At 52.7% G+C, this 14,905-nt stretch carries 12 protein-coding genes; 9 read left to right on the top strand and 3 right to left on the bottom strand.

Going from position 1 to position 14,905, the window contains the following annotated elements:
• Positions 1-71 precede the first annotated feature (71 nt).
• Positions 72-1,097, top strand: coding sequence for a quinone-dependent dihydroorotate dehydrogenase (locus ACEQ15_RS04100; RefSeq protein WP_370277783.1), 1,026 nt, complete (start codon positions 72-74; stop codon positions 1,095-1,097).
• A gap of 60 nt (positions 1,098-1,157) precedes the next feature.
• Here the strand turns inward: ACEQ15_RS04100 and rmf are convergent, their stop codons facing one another.
• Positions 1,158-1,364 carry a ribosome modulation factor gene (rmf, locus tag ACEQ15_RS04095; RefSeq protein WP_370277782.1) on the bottom strand — a complete coding sequence of 69 codons (207 nt, stop codon included), beginning with the start codon at positions 1,362-1,364 and terminating at the stop codon, positions 1,158-1,160.
• Between the two features lie 332 nt (positions 1,365-1,696).
• Between rmf and rlmKL the strand changes: the two genes are divergently transcribed.
• A complete protein-coding gene (gene rlmKL, locus ACEQ15_RS04090; protein WP_370277781.1) occupies positions 1,697-3,847 on the top strand; it encodes a bifunctional 23S rRNA (guanine(2069)-N(7))-methyltransferase RlmK/23S rRNA (guanine(2445)-N(2))-methyltransferase RlmL in 2,151 nt (716 codons plus the stop codon).
• A gap of 269 nt (positions 3,848-4,116) precedes the next feature.
• Positions 4,117-5,325: an ammonium transporter gene (locus ACEQ15_RS04085; protein ID WP_370277780.1), complete on the top strand. Its 1,209-nt coding sequence runs from the start codon at positions 4,117-4,119 to the stop codon at positions 5,323-5,325.
• Between the two features lie 55 nt (positions 5,326-5,380).
• On the opposite strand, the gene ACEQ15_RS04080 is transcribed toward ACEQ15_RS04085, so the two are convergent.
• Entirely contained in the window at positions 5,381-5,797 is a 417-nt protein-coding gene (locus tag ACEQ15_RS04080; RefSeq protein ID WP_370277779.1) for a hypothetical protein, read from the bottom strand.
• Between the two features lie 122 nt (positions 5,798-5,919).
• Positions 5,920-7,197 (bottom strand): citrate synthase, encoded by a 1,278-nt coding sequence (gltA, locus tag ACEQ15_RS04075; RefSeq protein WP_370277778.1) that lies wholly within the window; start codon positions 7,195-7,197, stop codon positions 5,920-5,922.
• A 460-nt stretch (positions 7,198-7,657) separates the two neighbouring features.
• Here gltA and sdhC point away from each other — a divergent pair, with 460 nt between their 5' ends.
• The 6 genes from sdhC to ACEQ15_RS04045 all read left to right on the top strand — a co-directional run.
• Entirely contained in the window at positions 7,658-8,035 is a 378-nt protein-coding gene (sdhC, locus tag ACEQ15_RS04070; protein ID WP_370277777.1) for a succinate dehydrogenase, cytochrome b556 subunit, read from the top strand.
• Positions 8,029-8,376 (top strand): succinate dehydrogenase, hydrophobic membrane anchor protein, encoded by a 348-nt coding sequence (gene sdhD / locus ACEQ15_RS04065; protein WP_370277776.1) that lies wholly within the window; start codon positions 8,029-8,031, stop codon positions 8,374-8,376. The genes sdhC and sdhD overlap by 7 nt, the downstream gene beginning before the upstream one ends.
• A 3-nt stretch (positions 8,377-8,379) precedes the next feature.
• On the top strand, positions 8,380-10,152 hold the full coding sequence (gene sdhA / locus ACEQ15_RS04060; protein ID WP_370277775.1) for a succinate dehydrogenase flavoprotein subunit: 1,773 nt from the start codon (positions 8,380-8,382) through the stop codon (positions 10,150-10,152).
• 12 nt (positions 10,153-10,164) lie between these two features.
• On the top strand, positions 10,165-10,869 hold the full coding sequence (locus ACEQ15_RS04055; protein WP_282350850.1) for a succinate dehydrogenase iron-sulfur subunit: 705 nt from the start codon (positions 10,165-10,167) through the stop codon (positions 10,867-10,869).
• A 309-nt stretch (positions 10,870-11,178) separates the two neighbouring features.
• Positions 11,179-14,013 (top strand): 2-oxoglutarate dehydrogenase E1 component, encoded by a 2,835-nt coding sequence (locus tag ACEQ15_RS04050; RefSeq protein ID WP_370277773.1) that lies wholly within the window; start codon positions 11,179-11,181, stop codon positions 14,011-14,013.
• A gap of 50 nt (positions 14,014-14,063) precedes the next feature.
• Positions 14,064-14,905, top strand: an 842-nt coding sequence (locus ACEQ15_RS04045; RefSeq protein ID WP_370277772.1) for a 2-oxo acid dehydrogenase subunit E2, incomplete at its 3' end; no start/stop codon positions are given.

Genomic DNA, 14,905 nt, shown 5'->3' with positions numbered 1-14,905 from the left:
TTAATAAATGGCCGGGTCGCCTATAATCTGCGGCAAATTTTTTCAAGTGCAGACAGAGCAGAGTAACCCGCATGCTATACCCTCTTGCCCGATCCCTGATGTTCCGTTTTGACCCAGAGACCTCTCACGAGGTGGCGTTGCGCTCCATGAATCTGGCAGCAGACCTTGGTCTGAACAAGCTGCTGGGTGCTACGGAGGTGAGTGACCCGGTTGAGGTGATGGGGTTGTCTTTCCCGAACCGCGTGGGCCTGGCGGCTGGATTGGACAAAAATGGCATCGCGGTTGATGGTCTGGCTGCGATGGGATTCGGTTTTGTAGAAGTGGGTACGGTAACGCCACGTCCGCAGGCCGGTAATCCAAAGCCACGCCTGTTCCGTTTGCCTGAGCAGACTGCAATCATCAACCGTATGGGCTTTAACAACGACGGCGTTGATCAGCTGCTGAAGAACCTGCAGAACAGCACCTATAAAGGCATTCTGGGTATCAATATCGGCAAGAATAAAGATACCCCAAACGAGAAAGCCAACGACGACTACCTGTACTGCATGCGCAAGGTGTATGACCGCGCGTCATACATCACCGTGAACGTATCCTCGCCGAATACGCCGGGATTGCGTACCCTGCAGTACGGCGAATCTCTGAATAGTCTGCTGGATGCGCTGAAAACCGAGCAGGTGCGTCAGGCGCGTCTGCACGACCGCTATGTGCCGGTTGCCGTGAAGATTGCACCGGATATGACGGAAGAGGAGCTGGAGTTGGTAGCGTCCTCATTGAAGGCGTATGAGATGGATGCGGTGATTGCGACCAACACCACGCTGTCCCGCGAGGGTGTGGAAGACTCGCCATTTGCTGAAGAAGCGGGTGGTTTGTCCGGAGCGCCGGTCCGTAATAAATCCACCCGTGCGATCCGTGTGCTGGCTAACGCGCTGGACGGTGCGCTGCCAATTATCGGCGTGGGGGGAATTACTGAAGGCTTTGATGCAGCCGAGAAGATTGAGGCGGGTGCAACCCTGGTTCAGATCTACAGTGGCTTTATCTACCACGGCCCGCAGCTGGTGGCTGATGCGGCCAATGCAATCAAAGCTCTGAAGGTTTAAGGCCCCAAACGTAAGAAGCTCCCTGACGAGGGAGCTTCCGGAATTCTTTATATATGCGTGTTAGTGAAGTGACGGATTCATCTGTATCGCTGATACGCCGGTTTGGCCGCCCCAATGGGCTTCACGGCCTTCGCGCCAGCCGCTCATCCAGTGGCTGCGCAGTTCTGAAGTATTGACTGGGCAATTGTCCCGGGATTTACCATCAAGACCTGCCTTAAAACCACGGTTGAAAAGGGAAGAGGTGCGATCTCGTTTCTGTCTCTTCATCTGGTGGAGCCTCTCTGTCTGTTTAATCGTGTTGAGAGCAGATACCAGAGACTTGGTATCCTGTCTGTGTGCTGTGACGCGTTCCTTCGTGTTTGCTTCACAGACCTATATTCATATCGAAAAACGTGGCGTTGTACGATTTAAATTAACTATCTTGTTACAGTACTGTAATAAATATGATCAGAGTGCTGGTGCAAAAAAATGAAGCGATTCATAAAGTTAAGTATTTCGTTCAAATCGTATGTTTTGAGTGAATAGTTTTTATTTAATTCTTTTATTTGTTGAATTTTGTTCAGTTAACGGCTGAAAACGTACATAGGTGTATGACAACCATGAACTTTTTTCTCACCTGTCCAAAGGGCGTCGAGTTACTGCTGGAAGAGGAGTTGCACAGCCTCGGGATTCAGGAAACCCGTCAGACGGTTGCCGGTGTCTATTTTCAGGGAGAGCTGGAAGATGCATATCGTGTCTGTTTATGGTCCCGCTTGGCTAACCGGGTATTAATGAATCTGCACCAGTTCGAAGCTGAAACTGCCGACCAGTTGTACGCCGGTGTTCAGCAGATCAATTGGTTGGAGCACATGCGTCCGGAAGGCACCCTGGCGATCGATTTCACCGGTCGCACGGAAGGTATTAACAATACCCGCTTTGGTGCTCAGAAAACCAAGGATGCGATTGTTGACCAGATCCGAGCGCAGACCGGTCGCCGTCCGGCGGTTGAGCGTCAGACGCCCGATATTCGTATCAACGTCCACCTGCAGCGTGGTGTGGCAACACTAAGCCTCGATCTGTCCGGTGACAGCCTGCACCGTCGCGCTTACCGTCTGCGTTCCGGTGAAGCGCCGCTGAAAGAGAACTTGGCCTCTGCCTTGCTGATTCGTTGTGGCTGGCCTAAAGCAGCCGAATCGACGCCGTTGCTGGTGGATCCGATGTGTGGTTCCGGCACCCTGTTGATTGAAGCTGTATTGATGGCGGCCGATATAGCGCCGGGCCTGCAGCGTCGCTATTACGGATTTAACCGTTGGTTGCAGCATAAGCGTGATATTTGGCAGGCGTTAAAAGCTGAAGCCGAAGATCGACGGGATGCTGGTCTGGCGACATTGAGCGTTAAGTTCTCGGGTCGTGATATGGATTCCAAGGTTCTGCGCACGGCCAAAGAGAACGCAGCACGCGCGGGTGTGGATGCCTTTATCGAGTTCCGTAACGGGCGTGTAGAGGATCTACAGCGCAGTGATCTGCCGGAAGCCGAGACCGGCTTGATGCTCACCAACCCACCTTACGGTGAGCGTCTGGGTGAAGAGTCGCAATTGATGTTTCTCTACCGTCACCTGGGCGATCTGCTGAAGCGTCAATTCCCGGGCTGGCAGGCGGCGATCTTTACCGGCAATCCTGAGCTGTGCAAAGTGATGGGGCTGCGTGCGGATAAACAGTACAAGTTCTTCAACGGCCCGATCGAGAGTCGCCTGTTTATCTATAGCATCGCGGAGCAGGCAGAGCAGAGTGAAGAACAACCCTCAGAGTCGGGTGAGGTTGAATTGAGCGAAGGGGCGCAGATGTTCGCCAACCGTCTGCGCAAGAACCTCAAGCAGATGGCAAAGTGGGTGAAGCGCGAGAATATCCAGGCGTACCGTGCCTACGACGCGGATATTCCGGAATATCAGGTGGCTGTGGATATCTATGGCGATCAGGTGCACCTGCAGGAGTATGCGCCACCGAAGTCGGTGGATAAGGTGAAGTCCTTCTCCCGCCTGAATGAAGTTATGACCGCGCTGCCGGTGGTGCTGGATATACCGGCAGAACGCATCACCCTGAAGCAGCGTAAGCGCCAGCAGGGTACCTCCCAGTATGAAAAGCAGTCGCAAACCCATCACTTCTTCGAGGTGAACGAGCACGGTGTGCGCCTGCTGGTCAACCTGAAGGACTATCTGGACACCGGCTTGTTCCTGGATCACCGCCCGGTGCGACACCGTATACAGCAGGAAGCAAAAGGTAAAGATGTCCTGAACCTGTTCTGCTATACCGGGACTGCATCCGCCCACGCTGCGGTAGGTGGGGCCAAAACGACGACCAGCGTGGATATGTCATCTACCTATCTGAACTGGGCTGAGCGCAACCTGGAGCTGAATGGCTGTAAGGGCAAGGCGCACCGCTTTATCCGATCCGATTGTTTCAAGTGGCTGCACAGCCAGTTTAAGCCGGAATACGACCTGATCTTTATGGATCCGCCAACGTTCTCCAACTCCAAGCGGATGTCCAATATTCTGGATGTTCAGCGTGACCATGTGGAGCTGGTGGAGGCTGCCATGGGGCTGCTGCGCCCAGGAGGCAAGCTGATCTTCTCCAACAACTACCGTCGCTTCAAACTTGACTACGACGCACTGGCGGCGTTCGAGGTTCGCGATATCACAACCCAGACACTGGATCCTGACTTTAAACGTAACCAGCGTATCCACGTCTGCTTCGAGATCACGCACAAAGCGTGATCTCTTTTGGCACACTCTCTGCATATTAAGAGACCCAAATGTGCTCTGTTTCTGCATCAACATTGTGATGGCATGCACTGAAATAGCGCTTCCGCGGCTGCAAAGCCCTTTATATAAGGGCTAAGCGTGACTGGGGTTGCGCACCAGAATGGACGCTGATGCAAAAGCGGAGCACGAATAACTAAAAATAACGCACCAAAATGGTGCTGGCCTGGATCTCTGGGCTAGCTGATGGTGCATAAGGTCATACTTACTTGCAGGAGTTAACTGTGGAAAACGTTAACAGTGCCGTAGAAACGCTTATTCAGAGTTCCAATACGCTCTTCATTTTGATGGGCGCGATCATGGTGTTCGCCATGCACGCGGGCTTCGCCTTTTTGGAGGTGGGTACCGTCCGTCATAAAAACCAAGTGAACGCCCTGGTCAAAATCATGACAGACTTTGGCGTGTCGGCGATCGCCTATTTCTTTATTGGTTACTGGGTGGCGTACGACATCACCTTCTTCCAGGATGCAGCGACGCTTTCAGAAGGCAGCGGTTATGAGCTGGTTAAGTTTTTCTTCCTGATGACCTTTGCGGCGGCAATTCCGGCGATCGTGTCTGGTGGTATTGCTGAGCGTGCACGCTTCTGGCCGATTCTGGCAGCGTCTGCGCTGAGTGTAGCGTTTGTATACCCATTCTTCGAAGGCATTATCTGGAACGGTAACTACGGCTTCCAGGCGTGGTTGGAAGAGTCCTTTGGTGCGGGCTTCCATGACTTTGCAGGTTCTGTTGTGGTGCACGGTGTTGGTGGCTGGATTGCGCTGGCGGCGGTGTTGCTGTTGGGCATTCGTAAAGGGCGTTACCGCTCCGGTAAGTTGGTGGCATTCCCGCCGTCCAATATTCCATTCCTGGCGCTGGGTGCATGGGTACTGTGTATCGGTTGGTTCGGCTTCAACGTAATGTCTGCACAGACGCTGGACGGTATCTCTGGTCTGGTGGCGGTAAACACGTTGATGGCGATGGTTGGTGGTATTGTCACTTCTCTGGTTGTGGGCCGCAACGACCCGGGCTTTATCCATAACGGTCCGTTGGCTGGGCTGGTGGCTGTATGTGCTGGCTCTGATGTAATGCACCCAATTGGTGCGCTGGTTGTCGGTGGTGTGGCCGGTGTGATCTTCGTATGGTTGTTCACCATCCAGCAGAACAAATGGAAAATCGATGATGTGCTGGGTGTTTGGCCGCTGCACGGTCTGTGTGGTGCCTGGGGTGGTATTGCTGCAGGTATCTGTGGTCGCGAAGCGCTGGGCGGTCTGGGCGGTGTTAGCCTGATGTCCCAGGTGATTGGTACTGTCGCGGGTATCGCTATCGCATTGATCGGTGGCTTGATCGTCTACGGTGCAATTAAAGCGATCGTAGGTCTGCGTCTGGATGAGGAGCAGGAATACAACGGTGCAGACCTGAGTATTCACAAAATCGAGTCCACCTCCCTGGATTAATGATCCCTACTTTCAAAAAAAGCCGGCTATATGCCGGCTTTTTCGTGTCTGGGGTCTACATCTCGGTGTGGTGCAGTGTCGCGTTGTCGCTGAGTGTGCGGTGTCGATGGCGTAGAACTAGGATAAACAGGCCAATGCCAAGAAGCACATATCCCGCATAGTTCATCAGCTCTGTTTCGGTGTGTCGTTGCAGGAGGATACCGGCGAGGATATAGATAAACGGCATCGCCTCGTAGAGCCACTCGGGCAGCACAGAGGCCTCGTGCCAGGGGAGAAAGCGGTGTGGGTTAAAGGGCGTGCGCTGAGCGTCTATGCGGCGACTCTGGGAGCGCATGATCCAGATAGCAGCGCCGTTGCTGTAGAGCAGGCCGCCGCAGATCAGCTGCAACGTGTCGGTGGGAAAGATGATGCTGATCGCGCCAAATACCAGGCAGAAGTAGGGCATCGATTCGTACAGTGGCTTGGGCAACACGTAGACAGTTCTCCATGCAGGTCTTAAGTGCATTCAACCAGGCTGTACAGTGTAGGGGAGAATTAAAAAAGTGCACAAAAAAAGCCACCTTAAAGGTGGCTTTTTTGATGCAAAACAAAAAGTTATGCAGGGTAGTCGCGTTTGCTTGGGCCAGTGTACAGCTGGCGCGGACGACCGATCTTGTTCGGGCTGCTGTGGAACTCGTTCCAGTGGGAGATCCAGCCGATAGTACGGGACAGCGCGAAGATTACGGTAAACATAGTGGTTGGGATACCGATCGCCTTCAGGATGATGCCGGAGTAGAAGTCTACGTTCGGGTACAGTTTACGCTCTACGAAGTACTCGTCTTCCAGGGCGATCTGTTCCAGGCGCTTAGCGATCTTCAGCAGTGGCTCGTCTTCGATGCCTAGTTCTGCCAGTACTTCGTCACAGGTCTTCTTCATAACTTTCGCGCGAGGGTCGAAGTTACGGTATACGCGGTGACCGAAGCCCATCAGGCGGAAGGAGTCGTTAGGATCTTTCGCACGTGCAACGAACTCTTCGATGTTGGATTCGTCACCGATCTCTTCCAGCATGTTCAGTACGGCTTCGTTCGCACCACCGTGCGCAGGACCCCACAGTGCAGCAATACCGGAAGCGATACATGCGAATGGGTTAGCGCCGGAAGAACCCGCCAGACGTACAGTAGAAGTAGATGCGTTCTGCTCGTGGTCAGCGTGCAGCAGGAAGATCTTGTCCATGGCTTTAGACAGAACCGGATTCGGTTTGTAGTCTTCGCATGGATTACCAAACATCATCTGCAGGAAGTTCTCAGCGTAGTCCAGATCGTTACGTGGGTACTGGAAAGGCTGGCCGATGCTGTACTTGTAGCACATTGCAGCGATTGTAGGCATCTTCGCTACCAGGCGGTATGCACATACTTCGCGGTGGTAAGCATCGTCGATGTCCAGGGAGTCGTGGTAGAACGCAGACAGTGCGCCCACAACTGCAACCATGATTGCCATCGGGTGAGCGTCACGACGGAAGCCGTGGAAGAAGTCGCTCATCTGCTCGTGCACCATAGTGTGGCGCTTGATGGTGTTTACGAACTCTTCCTTCTGTTCTGGAGTTGGCAGTTCACCGTTCAACAGCAGGTAGCAGGTCTCCAGGTAATCGGAGTGTTCTGCCAGCTGTTCGATTGGGTAGCCACCGTGTAAGAGCACACCTGCACCGCCATCGATGTATGTGATTTTAGATTCACATGCAGCGGTGGATACGAACCCTGGATCATAAGTGAAGCAGCCCTTACCAGTCAGTGGGCGAACGTCAACTACATCAGGACCTTCGGTGCCGGAATAGACAGGAAGTTCGATTGCTTCATCCAGACCGTCGATGGTCAAACGTGCTTTCTTATCAGCCATTACAGGCTCCTATCATTTTGTTAATTATATGGATCTCTTACTACGTAAAAGATCTCTTATCATTGACTTAGGCGACTAAATCAGAATCACTTGTTGGAGTTTGCCCATTTTCAGGGCTCACCCAATATAGAGTGTACGAAGCGTTTGTCAACGCGTCGTTTATTGCGTTGCAGCAAATTGTGACAAACTTTTAACAATTTTTAACTACTGCCTGTATAGATATTTAGTTGTATTTAAACAGGCATTATCCCGCCGGACCTAGACAAAGGGTGTAGAGAAGGAGCCCCGCGTTGAATTGTGGTTATTAAATGCTTATACTCTCGCACCGAAGTTTATGTGCCTTAAAAGCGCTACAAGTGCCGAAATAAAGGGACGTGAGCTTTTTGGACGAGGTACTTATCTTTATAGCACTTCCTAGCAACCATGCCCTGCAAGAGGGCAGCAAAGTGTGACAAGAGCCGTGAATAAGAAAAGACCTGTAAACCTAGATCTGCGAACAATCAAACAGCCGCTTCCGGCGATCACATCCATTTTGCACCGCGCGACCGGGGTAGCACTTTTTGTTGCTGCTGCGTTCATGCTGTATGCACTGGGTCTGTCTCTGGAATCAGAAGCTGGCTTCAACGAAGCTGTTGAAATGTTCGAGAATGGCTTCTTCGCGAAGCTGATTGCGTGGGGATGTGTATCAGCACTGCTGTATCACTTCTTTGCGGGCATCAAACACCTGGTAATGGATTTTGGCCACTGTGAAGAACTTGAAAGTGGTCAGAAAGCAGCGAAGGTAACTCTGATTATCAGCGTTGTAGCAATCCTTCTGGCGGGAGTATGGATATGGTAACTAGCATTACTAGCTTTGGCCGTAGTGGCCTGTATGACTGGATGATTCAGCGCGTTACCGCCGTTGTTCTTGCAGCATACACAATTTTCATGATCGGTTACCTGGCGTTCGGCGCCGAGCTGACTTATGAAATGTGGAGTTCGCTGTTTGAAGGCACAGCGATGCGCATCTTTACCCTGCTGGCTCTGCTGTCTATGGCAGCACACGTATGGATTGGCCTGTGGTCTGTATCTACTGACTACATCAAGGCAACCGGATTGCGTTTTCTGTTTCAATCAGGCTCTGGACTGGTGACGTTTATCTACGTCGTTTGGGGCATCCAGATTCTGTGGGGTATCTAAAAGATGTCTAAGCTGCGTACGCTAACTTTTGACGCAATTGTTGTCGGTGGCGGCGGTGCTGGTATGCGTGCCGCACTTCAGCTGGCTCAGTCCGGTCTGAACACCGCTTGTGTAACGAAGGTCTTCCCGACCCGTTCTCACACTGTATCTGCGCAGGGTGGTATTACCTGTGCGATCGCTTCTGCTGATCCGAACGACGATTGGCGTTGGCACATGTACGATACCGTTAAGGGTTCCGACTACATCGGTGACCAGGACGCTATCGAGTACATGTGTTCCGTAGGTCCACAGGCTGTATTCGAGCTGGACCACATGGGTCTGCCATTCTCCCGTACTGAAACTGGTCGTATCTACCAGCGTCCGTTCGGTGGTCAGTCCAAAAACTTCGGTGAGGGCGGTCAGGCTGCCCGTACCTGTGCTGCTGCTGACCGTACCGGTCACGCACTGCTGCACACCCTGTACCAGGGTAACATCAAAGCCGGTACTACCTTCCTGAATGAATGGTACGCTGTGGATCTGGTGAAAAATGACGACGGTGCTATCGTCGGTATTATCGCTATCTGCATCGAAACCGGTGAAACCGTATACATCAAGTCCAAGGCAACTGTACTGGCAACTGGTGGTGCGGGTCGTATCTACGCTTCCACTACCAACGCTCTGATCAATACCGGTGACGGTATGGGTATGTCTCTGCGTGCAGGCGTTCCTGCGCAGGATATGGAGATGTGGCAGTTCCACCCAACCGGTATCGCGGGTGCGGGTGTACTGGTAACAGAAGGTTGTCGTGGTGAAGGTGGTTACCTGATCAACAAAGACGGCGAGCGTTTCATGGAGCGTTATGCTCCGAACGCGAAGGACCTGGCAGGTCGTGACGTGGTTGCACGTTCCATGATCCTGGAGATCCTGGATGGCCGTGGTTGTGGTGAAGAAGGCGATCACGTATTCCTGAAACTGGATCACCTGGGCGAAGAAGTACTGCACTCTCGCCTGCCTGGTATCTGTGAACTGTCCAAGACATTCGCAGCAACCGATCCGGTTAAAGAGCCAATCCCTGTTGTTCCTACCTGTCACTACCAGATGGGTGGCATTGCTACCAACATCGGTGGTCAGGCGATCGCTCCAGATGCAGACGGCAACGACCAGATCGTTGACGGTCTGTTTGCATGTGGTGAGGTTGCATGTGTATCTGTACACGGTGCAAACCGTCTGGGTGGTAACTCTCTGCTTGACCTGGTTGTATTTGGTCGCGCAGCAGGTATGCACATCGAGAAGCAGCTGAAAGAAGGTTACGAAGTTAAAGACGCAACCGAAGCTAACCTTGATGAAGCAATGGCTCGTCTGAACAAACTGAACAACTCTACCGGCGGTGAGAGCGTGTCTGCTGTTCGTAAGGAACTGCAGGACACTATGCAGCTGTACTTCGGTGTATTCCGTGACGGCGACAGCATGCAGAAAGGTCTGGAACTGCTTGAGGGTATCCGCGCTAAAGTTGACAACCTGTATCTGGAAGATAAGAGCCAGGCGTTCAACACTGCACGTATCGAGGCTCTGGAACTTCAGAACCTGATGGAAGTTGCTGAAGCGACTGCGATCGCTGCAGAAGAGCGTAAGGAATCCCGTGGTGCTCACGCGCGTAACGACTTCACTGAGCGTGACGATGAGAACTGGCTGTGCCACTCCATGTACTTCCCAGGTGAAAAACGTATCGGTAAGCGCGCTGTAAACTTCGCGCCTAAGACTGTTGATGCGTTCCCACCTAAAGTACGAACCTACTAAGGGGTAGATAGCATGCTGGTAAGTGTATATCGCTACAATCCTGAGACTGATGACAAACCGTACATGCAGGATATCCACATCGATATCCCTGGCGGTAAAGACATCATGGTGCTGGATCTGCTTCAGTTGCTGAAGGATAAAGATCCATCTCTGGCGTACCGTCGCTCCTGCCGTGAAGGTGTGTGTGGTTCCGACGGTATGAACATGAACGGCCTGAACGGTCTGGCTTGTATCACTCCACTGTCTGCAGTGGTTGAAAACGACAAGCTGGTACTGCGTCCGCTGCCTGGTCTGCCGGTTATCCGCGACCTGGTTGTAGATATGACTCAGTTCTACAGCGCGTACGAAAAGATCAAGCCATACCTGATCAACAACACGCCGGCGCCGGCGATCGAACGTCTGCAGTCTCCAGAAGAGCGTGCGGAACTGGACGGCCTGTACGAGTGTATTCTCTGTGCTTGCTGTTCTACGTCCTGCCCATCTTTCTGGTGGAACCCAGACAAGTTCATCGGCCCATCCGGTCTGCTGCAGGCTTACCGCTTCCTGGCGGACAGCCGCGACACCGCAACTCGCGAGCGTCTGGCAGATCTGGACGACCCGTTCAGCGTGTTCCGTTGCCACGGCATCATGAACTGTGTGAACGTTTGTCCTAAAGGTCTTAACCCGACCAAGGCGATCGGTAAGATTCGCAACATGCTGCTTCAGCAGGCGACCTGATCGAACAAGCGGTGCTTATGCACCGCTTTTTTTTGACCCGAATTTGTGCAAAAACCCTACGTTTTTGACCCAGATTTGTGCGAAATAAGAAACACTTTTTGGCAGATAAGAAAATAATGTCAATTCTGTGATATTCACACAAAGAATTATTTAAAGCTTTCCGCGAAAAGCTATAGAATACCAACCGCCGAACATAGGGACGCTTATGTTTGCGGAGTATACATACGGTAACGTCAAAGAGGGGCAGTCGCGCGACAGATACAATGCTGTGCCGACTTCACAAAGCCCCCTGAGCCAGGGTGATCAAGAATGCAAGAAGGCATCATGGAGTTGATGTGGAAGAATGCACACCTGTACGGTGGCAACCTTTCCTACATCGAACAACTGTACGAAACCTACCTGATGGATCCGAGCGCAATTCCACAAGAGTGGCGCGAAGAATTCGATCGTTTGCCTAAAGTGGGTGAAAATCTCACCCAGGATGTTCCACATTCTCCTATCCAGGAACATTTCCTCTACCTCGCTAAAAACCAGAAACGCGCAGCACCAACTTCCGTGAGCTCTGTAAGCTCAGAGCACGAGAAGAAGCAGGTTCGTGTACTGCGTATGATCAACGCGTACCGCGTGCGTGGTCACCAGGTAGCGAACATCGATCCGCTGGGTCTGCTGGAACGTGAAGACGTGCCAGATCTGGATCCGCGCTTCCATGAACTGTCTGAAGCAGACTACGACACTGTCTTCCAGCTGGGCTCTCTGTTCTTCGGACCGGAAGAAGCACCACTGAAAGATATTCTGGCTGATCTGAAGAAAACGTACTGTGGTACCGTGGGTGCCGAGTACATGCACATCGTGGACACTCAGGAAAAACGCTGGATCCAGTCCCGTCTGGAACCAAGCCGCTCCCATCCGGTGGTTGAGCCTGAGAAGAAAATGATGATCCTTGAGCGCCTGACGGCAGCTGAAGGTCTGGAAAAATACCTGGGTTCCCGCTACGCCGGTGCAAAACGCTTTGGTGTGGAAGGCGGTGAATCCCTGATCGTATCCCTGAACTCTTTGATTCAGCGTGCGGGCAAACAGGGCTGTAAAGAAGTTGTAATCGGCATGGCTCACCGTGGTCGTCTGAATACGCTGGTTAACATCTTCGGTAAAAACCCAGCCGAACTGTTCGGTGAGTTTGAAGGCAAGAAGATGGTGGAGACTTCCGGTGACGTGAAGTATCACCAGGGCTTCTCTTCCAACGTGATGACCCGTGACGGTGAGGTTCACCTGGCGATGGCGTTTAACCCATCCCACCTGGAGATCGCTGCACCTGTAGTTGAAGGTTCCGTACGTGCCCGTCAGGACCGTCGTGAAGACCCTGAAGGTACCACTGTACTGCCAGTTAACATTCACGGTGACCAGGCGTTTGCCGGCCAGGGCGTGGTGATGGAGACATTCCAGATGTCCCAGACCCGTGCATACAAAACTGGCGGTACGATCCACATCGTAATCAACAACCAGGTTGGTTTTACCACCAACAAGAAAGAAGACTCCCGTTCTTCTGAATACTGTACTGATGTTGCGAAGATGGTGTCCGCACCAATCTTCCACGTAAACGGCGACGATCCTGAAGCCGTACGTTTCGTAACTCAGCTGGCAGTTGATTACCGTAACGAATTCAAGAAAGACGTTGTAATCGATCTGGTCTGCTACCGTCGTCGTGGCCACAACGAAGCGGATGAGCCATCCGGTACTCAGCCACTGATGTACGCGCAGATCAAGAAACAGAAAACAACCCGTGACCTGTACGCTCAGCAGCTGATCGAAGAAGGTGTGATCACTGCAGAACAGAGCAAGCAGATGGAGAAGGACTACCGCAGTGCGCTGGAGCGCGGTGAACACGTAGTTCAGTCTCTGGTAACGGAGCCAAACCAGGAACTGTTCGTGGATTGGACGCCTTACCTGGGTCACAAGTGGACTTTCGACCACGACACCGGTGTTGACCTGAAACTCCTGCAGGAGCTGGGCAATAAACTGTGTGAAGTGCCGGAAGGTTTCTCTGTACAGCGTCAGGTTCAGAAAATTATTGATGACCGTAAGCGCATGGCCGCAGGTGCCATGGAGCTGAACTGGGGTATGGCTGAGTCTCTGGCTTATGCTTCCGTACTGGCTGAAGGCCACCCGGTTCGTATCACCGGTCAGGACGTTGGTCGAGGCACGTTCTCCCACCGTCATGCGGTCCTGCATAACCAGAAAGACGCATCTACCTACCTGCCGCTGGAGAACCTGTCTCCAGAGCAGCCGCGTCTGACGCTGCACGACTCCTTCCTGTCTGAGGAAGCGGTACTGGCGTTCGAATACGGTTACGCGACCACCACACCAAATGCATTGGTAATCTGGGAAGCTCAGTTCGGTGACTTTGCCAACGGCGCTCAGGTTGTTATTGACCAGTTTATTACAAGTGGCGAACAGAAGTGGCAGCGCCTGTGTGGCCTGACCATGCTCCTGCCTCACGGCTTTGAAGGCCAGGGTCCTGAGCACTCTTCTGCGCGTCTGGAACGTTATCTCCAGCTGTGTGCTGAACACAACATTCAGGTGTGTGTTCCGACTACTCCGGCACAGATCTTCCACCTGCTGCGTCGCCAGGTCGTTCGACCGCTGCGTAAGCCGCTGGTAGTGATGTCACCGAAGAGTCTACTGCGTCACAAGCAGGCTACTTCTACTCTGGAAGAGTTGGCCGAAGGCACCATGTTCAAGCCGGTTATCGGTGAAACCGATCAGCTTGATCCGGCCAAGGTTAAACGCCTGGTGCTGTGTAGCGGTAAGGTTTACTACGACCTGTACAACCGCCGTGCAGAGCTGGAAAAAGATGATGTTGCAATTGTTCGTATCGAACAGCTGTACCCATTCCCTGAGAAGGATCTGGCGCGAGCAATCGCACCTTACACCAACCTGGAGTCTGTAGTTTGGTGTCAGGAAGAGCCTATGAACCAGGGCGCTTGGTACTGCAGCCAGCATCACATGCGTTCTGTACTGCACAAGCATAACCCTAATCTGCACCTTGAAGGTGTAGGTCGTCCGCACGCAGCGGCACCTGCTGTAGGTTACGTATCTGTACACCTGGAACAGCAGGAAAAACTGGTTAACGAAGCAATCAACGGTTGATCGGGTGATCGAAAGTAATCACCCGACGGAGCAACGGTAAAGGAAAAAACATGTCCATCGAAATCAAAGCGCCGACTTTCCCTGAATCAGTAGCAGACGGTACAGTTGCAACTTGGCACAAACAGCCAGGTGAAGCATGCTCTGCGGACGAACTGATCGTAGACATCGAAACCGACAAAGTCGTTCTGGAAGTAGTAGCACCAGAAGACGGTGTTGTTGCAGAGATCCTGAAAGGCGAAGGTGACACCGTACTGAGCGAAGAAGTACTGGCTACCTTCACTGCAGGCGCAGCGGGTGCAGCAGCACCTGCAGCTGAAGCTGCTGCAGAAGCAGCGCCAGCTGGTGACGCTGACAAGATCGGTCCGGCTGCACGCAAACTGATCGAAGAAAACGGTCTGGATGCATCCCAGATCCCAGGTACCGGCAAAAACGGCGGTATCACTAAGGAAGACGTACAGAACTTCCTGAAAAACAAACCAGCTGCAGCTCCGGCTCCAGCTGCAGCAGCGCCAGCACCAGCAGCATCTGCTACTGCAGCAGCGCTGAATGTTGTAACTGGTGAGCGCGTAGAAAAACGCGTTCCGATGACCCGTCTGCGTGCAACCATCGCTAAGCGTCTGGTTGAAGCACAGCAGAACGCTGCGATGCTGACCACTTACAACGAAGTAAACATGAAACCGGTTATGGAACTGCGTAAGCAGTACAAAGACTTGTTCGAGAAGACCCACAACGGTACTCGTCTGGGCTTCATGTCCTTCTTCGTAAAAGCAGCAACTGAAGCGCTGAAGAAATTCCCAGCTGTAAACGCGTCTATCGACGGCAACGACATGGTTTACCACGGTTACCAGGACATCGGTGTAGCAGTTTCTACCGATCGCGGTCTGATGGTGCC

It is taken from the genome of Pontibacterium sp. (assembly GCF_964228735.1).
Taxonomy (GTDB): Bacteria; Pseudomonadota; Gammaproteobacteria; order Pseudomonadales; family Balneatricaceae; genus Pontibacterium.
The sequence above is the reverse complement of the archived record's forward strand: the minus strand, read 5'-3'. Positions and strand labels throughout refer to the sequence as shown.